This window comes from Streptosporangium sp. NPDC050855, assembly GCF_044456585.1.
Classification (GTDB): domain Bacteria; phylum Actinomycetota; class Actinomycetes; order Streptosporangiales; family Streptosporangiaceae; genus Streptosporangium; species Streptosporangium longisporum.
Map to the genome: position 1 here is coordinate 68,389 of NZ_JBITFY010000003.1, position 14,394 is coordinate 82,782.

Below are 14,394 nucleotides of genomic sequence, written 5' to 3' on the forward strand. Positions count from 1 at the left end.
GGCCGGGTGCGCCGCGCACTCCGCGTGGCGGGTCATCGGCGCCTTCGCCGGGTGACCACGTCACCGGCCGTGCCGATCGCGAGACCGAGGACGATCATGATGACGTAGGTGTAGATCTCGTAGCCGTCGGGGGCGAGGAAACGGACGAAGCCCATGAAGGGGGTCCAGCCGAGCCACTCGTGCAGGAGGCCGCTCGCGCCGCAGACGACGAGGACGAAGCACACGAGGCCGGACAGGGCCCTCAGGGGGGACGTGGGTTCGGAGGAGGTCATGGCCCGACGGTAGGCGCGCGGCTCAGGGCACGGGATCGGGCTCAGGATGGCCGGGTGGTGACCAAGGTCGGCCGGTGGGGGCGCGGGGGTCGTACTTAAGTATCCGGCCGCGGCGCGAGGAGCCGGTCGCGAGCGGAGGGCGCGTAGATTCCGGAGTATGCGCCGCAGCCCCCGCGACTGGGTCGCCGACCTGGCACTGTTCCTCTTCGCCGCCTGCTTCGCCGCCGTCAGCGCGCAGTCCGTACCGATCCCCGCGGACCTCGATCCCCTGTGGCGGGACGTCGACCAGGTGGTCGGCGCGCTGGGGTGCGCGGCGGTGCTGCTGCGGCGGCGCTGGCCGGTGGCGCTGGCGGTGGTGGTGCTGCTGGCGGGCACCCGGGCGCACTACCTGGTCGGCCCGACGATGGTGGCGGTGTTCACGGTGGCCGCGGCCCGGCCGTGGAGGGTCACGGCCTGGGTGGCGGCGCTGGCCTTCGCCCCGCTGCCCGTCTTCCTGTGGGGGCTGGCGGAACTGCCCGAGGACCGCGCGAGCTCGGCGCTGACGTACTTCGCGCTGATCGCCGGGGCCATCGGGTGGGGGCTGTTCCGGCGCTCCCGGCAGCAGCTGATCGCCTCGCTGCGCGAGCGTGCCGAACTGGCCGAGGCGGGTGCGGAGTTGCGCGCCGAACGGGCCCGGCGGGAGACACGGGAGGAGATCGCCCGCGAGATGCACGACGTGCTCGGTCACCGGCTGTCACTGCTGAGCCTGCACGCGGGGGCGCTGGAGTTCAACCCTGGTGCGCCCAGGGAGGAGATCGCACGGGCCGCCGAGGTGATCCGGGAGAGCACCCAGCTGGCCCTGCGCGACCTGCGCGAGGTGATCGGGGTGCTGCGGGCCGGGCCGGAGGAGGGTGAGCGGCCACAGCCGGAACTGGCGGACCTGGCCCGGCTGGTGGCGGAGGCGAGGGCGACGGGCGGCCGGATCGAGCTGACCGGGCCACCGGAAGGGCCGGTGCCACCCGCCGTGGTGGGGCGTACGGCGTACCGGATCGTGCAGGAGGCGCTGACCAACGCGCGCAAGCACGCCCGGCGCGGCGGTCGCGGTGAAGGTGACCGGGGAGCCCGCGGGCAGGCTGACGGTGGAGGTCCGCAACACGCCCCCGCCCGGACCGGCTCCGGTCCCCGGCGCGGGCGAGGACGGGAGTGAGAGCGGGAGCGGCGGGCAGGGACTGATCGGGCTGGCCGAACGGGCCCGCCTGGCGGGCGGCGAGCTGACGGCCGGGCCCGCCGACGGCGGGTTCCGGGTCCGCGCCTGGCTTCCCTGGCCCGCTGCCGGCACCGCGACCGGCACCGCTGCCGGCACCGTGGCCGTCGCGGGCCAGGGGTGAGGAGGGGGCGAGGGTGATCCGTGTCCTGCTGGTCGACGACGACGCGATCGTGCGGGCCGGGCTGCGCCTGATGCTGGGCGGCGCCCCGGACGTCGAGGTCGTCGCGGAGGCCGCGGACGGGGCCGAGGTGCCCGCGCTGGTCTCCGCGCACCGGCCCGATCTGGTGCTGATGGACATCCGGATGCCGGGCGTCGACGGGCTGACCGCCACCAGGGCGCTCCGGGCCCGGCCCGGCGCCCCGGAGGTGCTGGTCCTGACCACCTTCCACACCGACGTGCACGTGCTGCGGGCACTGCGCGCCGGCGCGGCCGGGTTCCTCCTCAAGGACACCTCCCCGCGGGACATCGTCACGGCCATCCGGACGGTGGCCGGCGGGGACCCGGTGCTCTCCCCCGCCGTCACCCGCCGGCTCATCGAGCAGGTGACCGACGGCCCGGGGCAGCAGGACCGGGCCGCCGCCCGTGCCCGGCTGGCGCTGCTGGCCGAGCGGGAGCTGGCGGTGGCCCTGGCCGTCGGACGCGGCCTCTCGAACGCGGAGATCGCGCGGGAGCTGCATCTGGCGCTGCCGACGGTGAAGACGCACGTGTCACGGATCCTGACCCGGCTGGATCTCAACAACCGCGTCCAGATCGCCCTGCTGGTCCACGACGCGAGCGCGCCGGGGGATCGCTGAGGTCCGGCGTCGAGCCGGTGATCGATGCGGTGCTCCGAGGGCGCCCTGTGACCGCCTTCACCGGTCGATCGTCTATACGAGCCCCGCCTGCTCCCGCCAGTACGCCAGGTGGTCGCGGGTGGTGAGGGTGTCGGGGTGGTCGGGCCCCAGCACCCGCAGGCGATCGGCGAGAACGCCGTCGAGTACGGCGGCCGCGCCCGCCCGGTCCCCGGCCTGCCCCCGCCAGTACGCCAGGTTGTTGCGGGCGGTCAGGGTGTCCGGGTGGTCGGGGCCCAGCACCCGCAGGTAGTCGGTGAGAAGATCCTCGAACGCGGTGACCGCATCCGCCGCGTCACCGGCCGGCCCCCGTGAGCTCGCGAGGTTGTTACGGGTCATCAGGGTGTCGGGGTGGTCGGGACCCAGCACCCGCAGGCGATCGGCGAGAAGGTCCTCGAACGCCGCGGCCGCACCCGCCGCGTCACCGGCCAACCCCCGCCAGGTCGCCAGATTGTTCCGAGTGGTGAGGGTGTCGGGGTGGTCGGGGCCCAGCACCCGCAGGCAGTCGGTGAGAACGTCGTCGAACGCCGCGGCCGCACCCGCGGCGTCACCGGCCAGCCCCCGCCAGTACGCCAGGTTGTTGCCGACGGCCAGGGTCGTGGGATGGCCGGGACCGAGCAGCCGTACATAGTCTGTGAGGAGGTCCTCGAACACGGTGGCCGCGCCCGCCGCATCACCGGCCGCTCCCCGCCAGTACGCCAGGTTGTTGCGGGTCATCAGGGTGTCGGGATGGTCGGGACCCAGCAACCGCAGGCGATCGGCGAGAAGGTGGTCGAACATCGCGGCCGCACCTGCCACATCACCGGCCGTCCCCCGGCAGTTCGCCAGGTTGTGTCGCGTGATCAGGGTGTCGGAGTGGTCGGCACCGAGCACTTCCACGCGATCGGCGAGGAGGTCCTCGAAGGCCGCGACCGCACCCGCCACATCACCGGCCTGCCCCCGCCAGTGCGCCAGGTTGTTGCGGTTGGTCAGGGTGTCGGGGTGGTCTGGACCCTGTACCCGCAGGCGATCGGCGAGAAGGTCCTCGAACGCCGCGGCCGCACCCGCCGCATCACCGGCCGTCCCCTGCCAGGTCGCCAGGTTGTTGCGAGTGATCAGGGTGGCGGGGTGGTCGGGGCCGAGAAGCCGGGTCATGCCGGCATGCAGCCGGGTGTATTCGGTGACGGCCGCGTGAACCTGCCCGCTGTCGCCGAGGCTGGTCGCGGCGCGGAGCAGGATCGGGTGTGCCATGTCGTTCCATTCCCACAGGGCCGTGCCGGTGAGGGCGTGCAGGCTCGCGGCGTTGGCGCGCAGGACGGCGCCGGCCCGGTCGCGTTCGACGTCCGGCCAGACCTCCAGCAGGGCGTCGGCGGCCACGTGCGCGACGGCGGCCGACTCGGCGCCGGAGAGGGTGTCGCGGGTGGCGCGCTGGACGAGCCGGTGGACCCGTACCTCCTGGAAGGAGGCGGTGGGGTCGTGGTCGATGAGGCTGAAGCGGTGCAGCACCCGCAGCCCGTCGCGGGCGTCGGCGGCCGACACCTCCCTGGTGACCTGAGGAGGGCGTCGGGTGGTGAGGTAGGCCAGCATCGGGGTGGCGGTCAGTGCGGCCTGCGGGATGCCGTGCGGATCCAGTACCGCCGCCACCTGCAGCAGGGGCCGGGCCAGCCCGACAGGCCGGGCGTGATCGGCGCGGTCGATCGACAACGACCAGGTCGCGGCCACGATCGTGGGGTGGTCGTCGGGCAGGCCGCTGTTCTCGGGCACCACGTCGGCCAGGGTATGGAGCCGATCGGCCAGCCGCTCCCGATAACCGGCACAATCGAGGTCCTCGTTGATCAGGTAGGCGGCCGCCTGTGCCAGCGCCAGCGGCAGGTACCCCAGGTCCGCGGCCAGCGCGTTGATCTCAACTGCGCTGTCGGTGCGGTCGTGGACGGCGAGCTTGGCACTCAGGTAGGCGCGCGCCTCGGCCTTCGTGAACACCCCCACCTCCACCACCCGGCGGTCCCGGCCGGCCAGGGCGGCCTCCCGGCGCCGGGTGGTGACCATCACCTGGCCCGCTGTGCCCGAGGGCCACAGCTCCCGCAGGTCGGCGGGGTCCTGCACATCGTCCAGCACCACCAGCCACGCCGTCGGCGTGGTACGGGCCCAGGTGAGGAAGCGTCTGGTCGCCTGTTCGACGTCGCCGGGGTCGGTGTGCAGGCCGAGTTCGGTGGCGGCCTGGGCGTAACCGGCCAGGATCTGCGAACGGGAGGCCGCGCTCACCCACACCACCACATCCACCCGTTGCCGATCCAACACCTGCCGGGCGTAGGCGGCGGCGAGCTGGGTCTTGCCGCTCCCGCCCATCCCGGCCAGCACCCGCGAGACCAGCACCGGCTCACCGTCGGCGGCGGCCTCGGTGAGCCGGTCGGCGATCTCGCGGGGCTGGAAGCAGTCCGCGGCCCGGGGCACCACCCCCACCCAGCGCCCCACCGGCTTCTGCGGGGTGAGGACCGACGGGTGGGAAGTGGGAGGACGTCCACCACGCCCGCTGCCCTGGCGGCGCTCGGCCAGCGCCCGCCGGCGCAGCTCCTCCCACCACGCGGCAGACGGCGCGACATGGTCGGGGGACTTCTGCCGGGCCTGACCGCGCAGGAAGGCGATCAGCCACTCGGCGACCTTCCGGTCGGACGGGACGTTGCGGCCGTTGCGCCAATCGCTCCACGACGCGAGCGACACCTTCAACGGCGGCACCTGGGCGGCGGCCTGTCGCTGGATCTTCTTCCCGGTCGGCGTCCCGGCGGCCTGATGCAATTCCCGCAGCGCGGCGGCGTACTGACCGGTCGCGTCCACCGCACCCGGCGCCCCTGCCGCGCCCGTCGAATCGCCGGCACCGCTCACCCTGCCGCTCCTCGCGCATCCGGATCCGGATCGAAACCGTCCGGAAAAGTCGTCCCTCACCCCATTCCCCGAGGTCTCCCAGCCTGCCCGCCCCGCCGCGCCGGTGCGAGCGGATCCGGAAAACCGTCCGAAGTGGCCTGATGAGGCCACCGCCCCGGGCGAGCAGAGCACCGGGGCTCACGGTAAGGAGAACCGCCCATGATCGACCGCCCGTTCCTGCGCCGTCTGGCCCGCGCCGCCCTGGCCGCCGCGATACGCAGCGCCGCCGCGGCCACCGCCGCGGCCCCCATCACCCTGGCCGTCTGGTGGATCACCCACCGCTGACACGCCGGCCCGGTGGTGTGCTTCGGCCGACCGGTCACGCTCCTGTCCGGTGGGCGGAGTCGAGACGGGCCGGCTCCTGTGGTGAGAGCCGCAGCGCACCGGCGGCGACGTTGTCGGCCAGGCGGTCGGGGTTCCCGGTGCCGGGGATGGCCAGCACGTTCGGTCCCTGCTGCAGCGTCCACGCCAGCCGGACCTGCGCGGCCGTCGCCCGGTGCGTACGGGCGACGGCCGTGACCTCCTCGCTGTCGGCGCCGCTCGCGCCCGCCTCCTGCCCGATGCCGGCGATCGCGAAGAACGGGACGAACGCGATGCCCTGCTCCGCGCAGGTACGCGGCCGGACGAGCCCGTCGGGCCGAAGGCCGATGCCGTAAGGGTTCTGCACGCACACCACCGGGGCGATGGAACGGGCCTCGGCCAGGTGTGCGGGCGTGGCGTTGGACAGGCCCAGGTGGCGGACGAGCCCGGCCTCGCGCAGCTCGGCCGGCGACCCCTGCGCGTACGCCTGAGCTCCCGTCCGGATCAGTTCAGGCAGAGACAGAAGGGGTGACCCGCGGGATCCAGGAAGACCCGGAAGGACGTGCCGGGCTGGTCCGGGTGTCTGGTCGCCCCCAGTGCGACCACTGCCGCCTCGGCGGCATCGAGGTCGTCGACGAGCATGTCGAGATGCATCTGCTGGGGCCGCTCCTGGGTCGGCCACGTCGGCGGCGTGTAACCGTCCACCCGATGGAAGGAGATGCACCGGCCGTCCTCGGCGCACACCGAGGCCCGGTCGGCGGAGACGTCGATCCTCCAATCCAGCATCGCGCCGTAGAACCTGGCGAGCGCACCGGGATCGGGGCAGTCGACGGCGAGGAGGGGCATGCGAGCGATGGCCATGCCGGCCAGGGTATCGACGGTCGCGATCGACCACACGTCCGGCTTTCGCGGTGATGTGACGGCTCTTCCAGGGCCGGCCCCGCGCCGCTCGCAGGACGCGGACGCGTTTGCGTGCGAGGCCGTCCGGCCCTTCATCTCCTTGCGTTAAGAGCAAGTTCGTATGCCTCAGATGCAAGCCGGGGTTAGCGTCGTGCGCAGGTGGTCCGCGACGTCGGAAGCCACCTCGACGAAAGGAACGAAAGGGATGAGGACATGGCTGTGACGATCTCTCCGTACGCGAGTGACGCACTACCCGGTGAGACCGTCGACACGGTGGTGATCGGCGGCGGTGCCGCAGGGCTGAACGGTGCGCTCATGCTCGCCCGCTCCCGCCGCTCGGTCGTCGTGATCGACAGCGGCACCCCGCGCAACATGCCGGCCGAGGCCGTGCACGGCTTCATCGTCCTGGACGGCACCTCGCCCACCGAGATCCTTCGGCGGGGCCGCGATCAGGTGCGCCGGTACGGTGGTCGCGTCGTCTTCGGCGAGGTGACCTCGGCCGAGCCCGTCCCCCCGGCGGCCGGCGGGGACCTGCGCTTCGGCGTCACCCTGGCCGACGGCCGACACGTGATCACGCGCCGCGTGCTGGTGGCCACCGGCCTGCGGGACGTGCTGCCCGACCTTCCCGGGCTCGCCGGGCACTGGGGGCGCGGTGTGGTGCACTGCCCGTACTGCCACGGCTGGGAGGTGCGCGACGAGCCCGTCGGCATCCTCGCCACCGGCCCGGCCTCCGTCCATCACGCACTCCTCTTCCGCCAGCTGACCGAGGACCTGATCTACTTCGCTCACGGCACTCAGCTGGACGAGGACACCCGCGCGCGCTTCGCCGCCCGCGGCGTCCGCGTCGTCGACACCCCCGTGCGGGAGGTCGTCAACGACGAGGACGGCGCCCTCGCCGGAGTGCGCCTGGCCGACGGGCAGGTCGTGGCCCGGCGCGTCCTCGCGGTCGCCACGCGGACACAGGCCCGCGCCGAGGGCCTGAAAGGTCTGAGGCTGCCGATGGAGGACCTGCCCGGCGGCACGGGCCGCCGCTTCGCCTCCGGCATGGCCGGTACCACCGGGGTGCCCGGTGTGTGGGTGGCCGGCAACGCCACCGACCTCGCCGCCCAGGTCGGCGCCTCCGCGGCGGCCGGCGCCCTGGCCGGTTCCCACATCAACGCCTTGCTGGCCATCGCGGACACCGACGCGGCCCTCGCCTCAGCCCGGAGCGAGGCCCGGAGCGAGGCCCCGAGCGAGGCACCCGCCCCCTGACGATCCGGCGCGGCACCGGCCTGCCGCTCGACCGTACCCGGTGATGCGCGCGGTGGCCGCCCCCGCCCGCCTCGCTCGGCGACCGGCCCCTGCTCCGGCGCCGACCCGGCATGCCCTTTTCGAGAGGAACCCATGAACACGAACCAGCCCTTGCACGCCGCTCAAGCCGACGGCGGCGTACCAGATGCGCGTCGGCTGCGCATGATCCTGATCACCGTCTCCATCGCGCTGATGGCCGTCATCGCCTCGGTGTCCGGGCTGAACGTCGCGCAGACCCACCTGGCCGTGGAATTCGGCGCCTCACAGAGCACCGTCCTGTGGATCATCAACATCTACACCCTCGCCCTGGCCGCGCTGCTTCTGCCGCTCGGAGCCGTCGGCGATCGCCTGGGCCGCAAGCCCATGCTCATCGCCGGCCTGGGCGTCTTCGGCGCCGCGAGCGTTGTCGCGGGGCTGGCCCGGTCGGCCGAGGTCATGCTCGCCGCGCGCGTCGTCAGCGGTGTCGGCGCCGCGATGATCATGCCCATCACCCTTGCCGTCATCACCTCCACCTTCCCCGAGGAGCGGCGCGGCAAGGCGATCGGCGTCTGGACCGGTGTCGCCGGGGGCGGCGGCGTCCTGGGCATGTTCCTCTCCGCCCTCCTTGTCGACGTCGCCGACTGGCGCTGGCTGTTCGTCCTGCCGGTGGTCCTGACCCTCGTGGCCTTGGCCATGACGCTGACATCGATCCCCGACTCCCGCGAGCCCTCGGCCCACCGCTTCGACACCGTCGGCGCGCTGGTGTCCATCGTCGCCGTGGTCAGCCTCATCTTCGTCCTGCAGGAAGGTCCCGAGCACGGCTGGAGCGCCCCCGCGACCCTGATCGGTCTCACCGTCGGCCTCGTCGCCGCCATCGGCTTCGTGGCATGGGAACTGCACCGACGCGACGCCTCGCTGCTGGACGTGCGACTGTTCCGTGAGCGCGGCCTGGCCGGTGGTTCGATCACGCTGCTGACGGTCTTCGGCGTCCAGGCGGGTATCGCCGTGGTCCTCTTCCCGTTCCTCCAGGCCGTGCTCGGCTGGTCGGGACTGCTGTCCACGGCGGCGCTGATGCCCATGGCCGTCATGATGATGGCGGCCTCGGGCCTGGCGCCCACGCTGGTCGTACGGATCGGTGCCCGCTCGACGACGGCCGTGGGCATCGCGCTGGCCGGTGTCGGTCTGGCGCTCATGGCGCTGCTGGTCTCCGTCAGCGGGGGGTACCTGACCATCCTGCCCGGCATGCTCGCCATGGGCGTCGGCATGGGCCTGTCGATGACCCCGTCCACCGAGGCCATCACCGGGTCCCTGCCGCGGGAGAAGCAGGGCGTCGCCTCCGCCCTCAACGACGTCACCCGCGAATTCGGCACCGCGCTCGGTATCGCCCTGCTCGGCGCGCTAGTGGCCGACGGCTACCGCGGCGCCATCGAAGGCCGGCTGAACGGCATCCCGCGACAGGCCGCCGACACCGCCCGGGAGGGTGTCGCCAACGCCGTGGAAGCGGCGGAGAGCAGTGGCCCGTACGCGCGGGAACTGCTCCACGCCGCCCAGCAGTCCTTCGTCGACGGCTGGCAGCAGGCCATGTGGGCGGGCGTCGCCGTCATGGGCGTCCTGCTCGTCCACGTCGCCTTCAGGGGCCCCGCGAACACCGCCCCCGCGGTCGCGGACGAGGCCACCGAGGCGGTCGCCGCTCCCGCACCTGCCGCCCGCCCGTTCCCGTGAGCCGGCGCTCAGGTGCCGTACCCGCCCGAAACGCCGCGATCACGGGCACCTGATGTCGATGCGATCGGACGGCACCTCCTGATCGTCGGGCCTTGGAACGTCGCAGGGAACCGGCGACGCCGCCCGGGCGCGTCGTCTTCCCCCCTCCACCGGGACGGCCGTTGTTCAGGCGTCGGGCCGGGTGAGGGTGCTCATGACGGTGAACGCCGGATGACGCCGTGCCGCGTCCGTGGTGAGCCGTCCCAGCCGCACGCTGTCGGCCGCGGCCACCATCAGCCACGTCGACGTCGCCAGGACCCACTCCGGATCCACCTCGACGCGGAAGTGGCCGCTCTCCTGTCCGCGGCGCACCAGCCGGCGTAGCTTGTCCTCCGTCCGCGCGGTCCGGGCCGGCAACGACGCCTCGATGTGCTCACCCAGGACCCGGACGGGCTGCGCCGTCTCGCCGAAGCAGGGAACCGCGACGCCGTGGCGGAGCTGGCCGAGATCGCCGGTGAGCGCGGCGACGTGGCCGAGCTGCGCAGGCTCGCCGAGGCCGGCAGCGACCACGCCGCCGAGATACCGGCCGACCTGGCCGGCGACTAGACGCCTTCCGCGGGCGGAGGGGACCCCGCGGAGACGACGCGTCGAGCCTCGGAGCGGCGCGTACCCCCTGCCGAGCCGCGCGCCTCCGGCGGGCCGGTCCATGCTCACGCGGGGTCCTTGGCGCCGTCGGTGCCGGAGGGGCCGACGGCGGGCTGGCCGGGGGTGACGATGGCGCGCAGCAGGTCGCCGGCGATGGCGGTGCGCTGCTCGGGCTCGAGGGTGTCCATCGCCTCCAGCAGGCGCTCGGCGGCCAGATAGCGGGAGAACTCCAGCGGCTGGTCGAAGTAGGCGCGCAGGTGGCCGGCCGCGCTTTCCTGGGAGCGCACGAACGTACGGCCGATGTAGGCGGCGAACGCGGCCGCGGCCGCGCCCAGGGCGCCGGTGACGACACTGGCCGTGGGGGTGGCGGCCCTGAGGGCCAGCACGGCGAAGACGACCAGCAGCACGAAGCCCACGGTCATGGCGATCTGGGCGTTGCGGAAGCTCTGGCGGGCCTGGCTGGTCGCGATCTGGTGGTAGTAGTCCAGCCGCTTGTGGGTCACGTCCCACAGCGCCGGCAGGGCCAGCCGGTCGCCTTCGCCCAGGGTGTTCTCCGCCTGCCGCAGGGCTTGCCGGGCGCGTTCGGCGCGAAGGAGCTCCTGTCTCTGCAGAATGCTGCTACGGGCAAGGTAGTAAAGGGCGACGGCGAGCGCGACCAGGGCGGTCAAGGACGATATGACAGAGGAGATCTGGTCGGCTTTCTCCAGACCGCCCCGGGAGGTGAGAAACGCGACGGCCGTGGTTCCCACCGCGGTGACGATGGTGAAGAGCGCGGTGAGAAGAAGGGATCGGCGGCGGGGGGAGTTCGCCTCGCCCGGCGGGTCGACCATCGGGCGATCATACATGTCGAGGAACATTGACTTCGGAGATCGTTTATGTGGTGAGCGTACTTCCGGAAACCTTTCGCCCTTCTCATTCGGGAACGCGGTGTTTCCGATCTGGTATCACCGATCCCGTCACCCCGATCGGCTCAGCCGCCCCGGCCGCGCGGTCAGTCCGCACCCCAGATCGGCCGGCCGGGATCGGCGGCAGGCAGCGTCGACAGGACGGCGGCCACGGTGTTCCAGTCGGTCACCTCGACGTTGTCGGTCATGAGGCGCAGTCGTCCGGCGATCTCGTGGTGCGCGTCGAGGAACACCTTGATGCCCGCGATGATCTGGCCGGTGACCGCCTCGTAGCCGCCGGCGCCGCCCTGGCCCTTGAAGAACGTCACGCCCTCCGCGGTGTCGCCCCAGAAGTCGCCGATGACGTTCAGGTCCTCGGTGGCCCGGGCGACGAACGCGGCCAGGTCCTCCCTTTCGACGTCGAACGCGGCCGCCGCCGAGCGGATCTGTGGTTTGTCGAACTCCATGTCGTTCTCAGCCTCCCGCCGGCTTGTGGGCCATGGTGAAGTACAGGAGCGCCCGGCCCAGGGTCTCCTTCCAGGTGGGGACGAGCTCCTTCCCCGACTGCCCGTTCATGACGTCGTACGAGGGGCCGTATCCGATCGACCCGCCGGCCATGCGGTTGAGGAAGTTCTGGACGTCCGCGTTCGCGGTCACCTTCCGGGCCAGGGGCGCGGCCGTGTCGAAGACCCCGTAGAAGGCGACCGAGGCGGTGAACTCCTTCAGCGCCTGCGTGGCGTTCTCCTCCAGCGAGCCGGGTGACTCACCGCGCGCCGCCTCGACGCCCGCCACGACCGCCACGTCGCCCACCGCGAAGAAGGTACTGCCGATCGTGTACTCCGTCAGCTTGCTCAGCACGATCCTGGCGATGCTGTGTTCCAGCAGCTTCGCCAGCAGCCGGGCCTGCGCCCGCCGGATGAGGATCTGCGTGATCTGGTACGCCGCCCCGGCCTGCCAGGGGAAGGTGGTGATGAAGACGAAGCTGGCGAGGTTCGCCAGCGCCAGCGTCCAGTACGCGTCCCGGGCCGACTCGATCGTCGTGGCGAACTCCGTGCAGGCCGCGCTGTTGTCGCGGCACCGTCGCGCGAGCCTGGTGGCGTACCCGTTCTCCTCGGCCTGCGGGTACAGCTCGGCGGTGACCGCCGACTTGAACTCCTCCACCCCGCCCCCGCTGTTCCTGCGCCACACCGACTCCGCGGCCGGGTAGGTGTGGTCGGGGCTCTTCTCGATGCGGTCGGCCAGGCGGGCCCAGACGGCGGCGGCCCGGCGCGCCTTGTCCGGATCACCCGCGGGGTAGTCGACGGCCAGCATCTCGAACACGAAGGCGGCGATGCCGAGGGTGCCGAACCCGTAGATGCTCGCGCGGCCGGGACTGATCCTCAACGCCGCCGGGCCCCATCGGTACGGTCGCCGTCCAGCAGCGTGCCGGCGACGAACGGTGCCACCAGGTCGCTCGCCTCCTGCTCGGCGTCGCGCGCCGCCCGTGCGGCGGCCTCGATGATCGCCGCCGCGAGCCGGTCGGAGCCGAGCCGCATGGCGCGCGGATCGATCGTGAGCCCGACGAGCGTCCCGGCCTGCGTCACGTCCACCACGACCCGCCCGTCGGCCGCCTCGCCCCGGCCCCTGACGGAGTCGATCCGATCGCGCAGTCCTTCCAGCGCCTCCAGATCCTGCTGAAACCCTTGGAAAAGCCTGCCCAGTTCCTGGTCGCCAGTGGTGGTGAACGGATCTGCCGGTGATGTCATCCTGTCTCCTGGGTCACTCGCGATATCCGTAATATACATAAGAAGTAGGAAATAAAGGTTTTTACTCGCTGGTAAGCAGGGTCACGACCCGGAGCTCGGGCCGGCGGAGGTCCGGCTGCGTCCTGCTCCCTGCCCCCGGTCCGGCGGTGACCTCGGCCCCGATCCCGGACGACGGCCGTCGAGGAGCCGTCACCCGCCGCCGACGTCCCCGGCCAAGGGCATCCGGCGTCCGGCCGCCTCTTCGTCCTCCGTCGGTCCCTGCGCCGCGTTGTTTCCAGGCGTAGGTTCGTCGCGGGCGTTCACCAGGTGACGCGGAGCGCTACGGGCCCGACGTCGACCGCGTTACGGGTCCATTCGATGTGGTCGACCGGATCCTGAAGCCGAAGGCCGGGCAGCCGACGGGCGAGCGCGCCGAGGGCGGCGCCTACCTCCAGGCGGGCCAACGGTGCGCCCAGGCAGTAGTGCAGGCCGTGACCGAACACCAAGGGCGGGCTGGACTTTCGTCCGGGGAGGAACCGGTCGGGTTCGGGGAAGTGCCCGGGGTCCCGGTGGGCGGCTTCGAGCCGGACGAGGACCAGGTCGCCGGCGCTGATCGGGACACCGGCCAGCTCGAGATCTTCGTGGGCATGGCGGGGAAACGGTTCGCCGGTCAGTCCGGCCTGCATGCGCAGGACCTCCGCCACGGTCGCGTCGGCCTGGTCGGAGCCGGCGGTGGCCAGCGTGGCGAGTCGCCCCTCGGTAAGGAGCCGGATCGTGCCGACGGAGATGGCGTTCGTGGCCGAGAGGTAGCCTGCGGAGACGATCGTGGTGGTCATGGCGATGAGCTCGGGGTCGCTGAGCCGCCCGTCGTCGGTGTCGCGTACCGCGATCAGACCGCTGAGCAGGTCGTCACCGGGTTCCTTGCGTTTGGCCGCGACCAGTCCGGCGGCGTAACCGCCGAGCGCCTCCCACGCCCGTGCGGCCGCGGCCATGTCCTCCTCCGCGCCGAAGAGGAAATCCACGGCGCTCGCGGCGTCGGCCAGGGCTCGGAATCGCTCGCGCTCGTCGATCCCCACGCCGAGCAGCTCGCTGATCACCGTGATCGACAGCGGGGTGGCGACGTCCGCGACAAGATCGGCGGGCGGGCCGCCATCGGCGATCGCCGACACATGGTCGGCGGCCAGCCGCTCGATGCGCGGGCGCAGTACGGCGAGACCGCGGGAGCCGAAGGCCTTCGACACCAGGCGACGGAGCCTGGCGTGGGCCTCGCCGTCCTGGAACAACGTGTCGTTGCCGGGGAGGTCGGCGCCGGGTGGCGCCAGCCCGAACCGGCGGTCGGACAGGACCGCTGCGACGGCGTCGTAGGAGGTGACCAGCCAGGCAGGTTGCCCGGCCGGGGTGAGGACCCGCGCGACGGGCGTCATGGCGCGCAGCCGCGCATAGGCCGGTGGCGGCTCCATGGGGTCGGGCCGGTCGAACGGCAGGGTCGGCGTCGTGGTCGTCATGCGGGCACCTTTCCCCCGGCGATGAGCAGGGTCATCTGTCCTCCCGCATGATCTCGGGCACATCCTGGCCCGGTCGTCCCTGGTGATGTCGTGCCTCCGGACTCAGCCCGAGATCGACGAGTTCTCCGATTCGCATGCCCACAGTCAAGACCTTGACGTCGCGTCAAGGTCAAACCCGGTCTCACGGTTCACAGGAGCCGGACATCAGGACATGCCGCCC

Annotated in this window: 17 protein-coding genes; 7 read left to right on the top strand and 10 right to left on the bottom strand. The window is 72.5% G+C overall.

The window, feature by feature from the left end; translation table 11 throughout:
• Positions 1-32 precede the first annotated feature (32 nt).
• On the bottom strand, positions 33-272 hold the full coding sequence (locus tag ACIBCT_RS08430) for a hypothetical protein (protein WP_399186733.1): 240 nt from the start codon (positions 270-272) through the stop codon (positions 33-35).
• A gap of 157 nt (positions 273-429) precedes the next feature.
• Here ACIBCT_RS08430 and ACIBCT_RS08435 point away from each other — a divergent pair, with 157 nt between their 5' ends.
• Genes ACIBCT_RS08435 through ACIBCT_RS08445 form a run of 3 tightly spaced genes read left to right on the top strand, consistent with a single transcriptional unit; the run spans position 430 to position 2,312 of the window.
• Positions 430-1,458, top strand: coding sequence for a sensor histidine kinase (locus ACIBCT_RS08435; protein ID WP_399186734.1), 1,029 nt, complete (start codon positions 430-432; stop codon positions 1,456-1,458).
• A complete protein-coding gene (locus tag ACIBCT_RS08440; RefSeq protein ID WP_399186735.1) occupies positions 1,391-1,639 on the top strand; it encodes a hypothetical protein in 249 nt (82 codons plus the stop codon). Before ACIBCT_RS08435 ends, ACIBCT_RS08440 begins: the two co-directional genes overlap by 68 nt.
• 13 nt (positions 1,640-1,652) lie before the next feature.
• Positions 1,653-2,312 (top strand): response regulator, encoded by a 660-nt coding sequence (locus ACIBCT_RS08445; protein WP_399186736.1) that lies wholly within the window; start codon positions 1,653-1,655, stop codon positions 2,310-2,312.
• 72 nt (positions 2,313-2,384) lie between these two features.
• On the opposite strand, the gene ACIBCT_RS08450 is transcribed toward ACIBCT_RS08445, so the two are convergent.
• The gene (locus ACIBCT_RS08450) at positions 2,385-5,207 is read right to left on the bottom strand and encodes a tetratricopeptide repeat protein (RefSeq protein WP_399186737.1); all 2,823 of its coding nucleotides are present in this window, start codon (positions 5,205-5,207) and stop codon (positions 2,385-2,387) included.
• Between the two features lie 198 nt (positions 5,208-5,405).
• On the opposite strand from ACIBCT_RS08450, the gene ACIBCT_RS08455 reads away from it, so the two are divergent.
• A complete protein-coding gene (locus ACIBCT_RS08455; protein ID WP_399186738.1) occupies positions 5,406-5,531 on the top strand; it encodes a hypothetical protein in 126 nt (41 codons plus the stop codon).
• A 34-nt stretch (positions 5,532-5,565) separates the two neighbouring features.
• On the opposite strand, the gene ACIBCT_RS08460 is transcribed toward ACIBCT_RS08455, so the two are convergent.
• Together ACIBCT_RS08460 and ACIBCT_RS08465 are read right to left on the bottom strand one after the other, a co-directional pair.
• Positions 5,566-6,069, bottom strand: coding sequence for an aldo/keto reductase (locus ACIBCT_RS08460; RefSeq protein ID WP_399187159.1), 504 nt, complete (start codon positions 6,067-6,069; stop codon positions 5,566-5,568).
• Positions 6,051-6,407, bottom strand: coding sequence for a VOC family protein (locus ACIBCT_RS08465; RefSeq protein ID WP_399186739.1), 357 nt, complete (start codon positions 6,405-6,407; stop codon positions 6,051-6,053). Before ACIBCT_RS08465 ends, ACIBCT_RS08460 begins: the two co-directional genes overlap by 19 nt.
• Before the next feature lie 252 nt (positions 6,408-6,659).
• Here ACIBCT_RS08465 and ACIBCT_RS08470 point away from each other — a divergent pair, with 252 nt between their 5' ends.
• Both ACIBCT_RS08470 and ACIBCT_RS08475 read left to right on the top strand, forming a co-directional pair.
• On the top strand, positions 6,660-7,697 hold the full coding sequence (locus ACIBCT_RS08470) for an NAD(P)/FAD-dependent oxidoreductase (RefSeq protein ID WP_399186740.1): 1,038 nt from the start codon (positions 6,660-6,662) through the stop codon (positions 7,695-7,697).
• Between the two features lie 132 nt (positions 7,698-7,829).
• Positions 7,830-9,437 (top strand): MFS transporter, encoded by a 1,608-nt coding sequence (locus tag ACIBCT_RS08475; protein WP_399186741.1) that lies wholly within the window; start codon positions 7,830-7,832, stop codon positions 9,435-9,437.
• Positions 9,438-9,602: 165 nt separating this feature from the next.
• Here the strand turns inward: ACIBCT_RS08475 and ACIBCT_RS08480 are convergent, their stop codons facing one another.
• On the bottom strand, positions 9,603-9,833 hold the full coding sequence (locus tag ACIBCT_RS08480) for a hypothetical protein (RefSeq protein ID WP_399186742.1): 231 nt from the start codon (positions 9,831-9,833) through the stop codon (positions 9,603-9,605).
• A 12-nt stretch (positions 9,834-9,845) separates the two neighbouring features.
• On the opposite strand from ACIBCT_RS08480, the gene ACIBCT_RS08485 reads away from it, so the two are divergent.
• Positions 9,846-10,022: a hypothetical protein gene (locus tag ACIBCT_RS08485; RefSeq protein WP_399186744.1), complete on the top strand. Its 177-nt coding sequence runs from the start codon at positions 9,846-9,848 to the stop codon at positions 10,020-10,022.
• A 104-nt stretch (positions 10,023-10,126) separates the two neighbouring features.
• On the opposite strand, the gene ACIBCT_RS08490 is transcribed toward ACIBCT_RS08485, so the two are convergent.
• The 5 genes from ACIBCT_RS08490 to ACIBCT_RS08510 all read right to left on the bottom strand — a co-directional run bounded on the left by ACIBCT_RS08490 (position 10,127) and on the right by ACIBCT_RS08510 (position 14,174).
• Positions 10,127-10,891: a hypothetical protein gene (locus tag ACIBCT_RS08490; protein WP_399186745.1), complete on the bottom strand. Its 765-nt coding sequence runs from the start codon at positions 10,889-10,891 to the stop codon at positions 10,127-10,129.
• Between the two features lie 161 nt (positions 10,892-11,052).
• On the bottom strand, positions 11,053-11,412 hold the full coding sequence (locus ACIBCT_RS08495; protein WP_399186746.1) for a hypothetical protein: 360 nt from the start codon (positions 11,410-11,412) through the stop codon (positions 11,053-11,055).
• Positions 11,413-11,419: 7 nt separating this feature from the next.
• Complete coding sequence (locus tag ACIBCT_RS08500; protein ID WP_399186747.1) at positions 11,420-12,328, bottom strand: hypothetical protein; 909 nt, start codon at positions 12,326-12,328, stop codon at positions 11,420-11,422.
• The gene (locus ACIBCT_RS08505) at positions 12,325-12,690 is read right to left on the bottom strand and encodes a YbaB/EbfC family nucleoid-associated protein (protein ID WP_399186748.1); all 366 of its coding nucleotides are present in this window, start codon (positions 12,688-12,690) and stop codon (positions 12,325-12,327) included. The genes ACIBCT_RS08500 and ACIBCT_RS08505 overlap by 4 nt, the downstream gene beginning before the upstream one ends.
• A 299-nt stretch (positions 12,691-12,989) precedes the next feature.
• Positions 12,990-14,174, bottom strand: a complete 1,185-nt coding sequence (locus ACIBCT_RS08510) for a cytochrome P450 (protein WP_399186749.1) — start codon at positions 14,172-14,174, stop codon at positions 12,990-12,992.
• Positions 14,175-14,394: the final 220 nt, after the last annotated feature.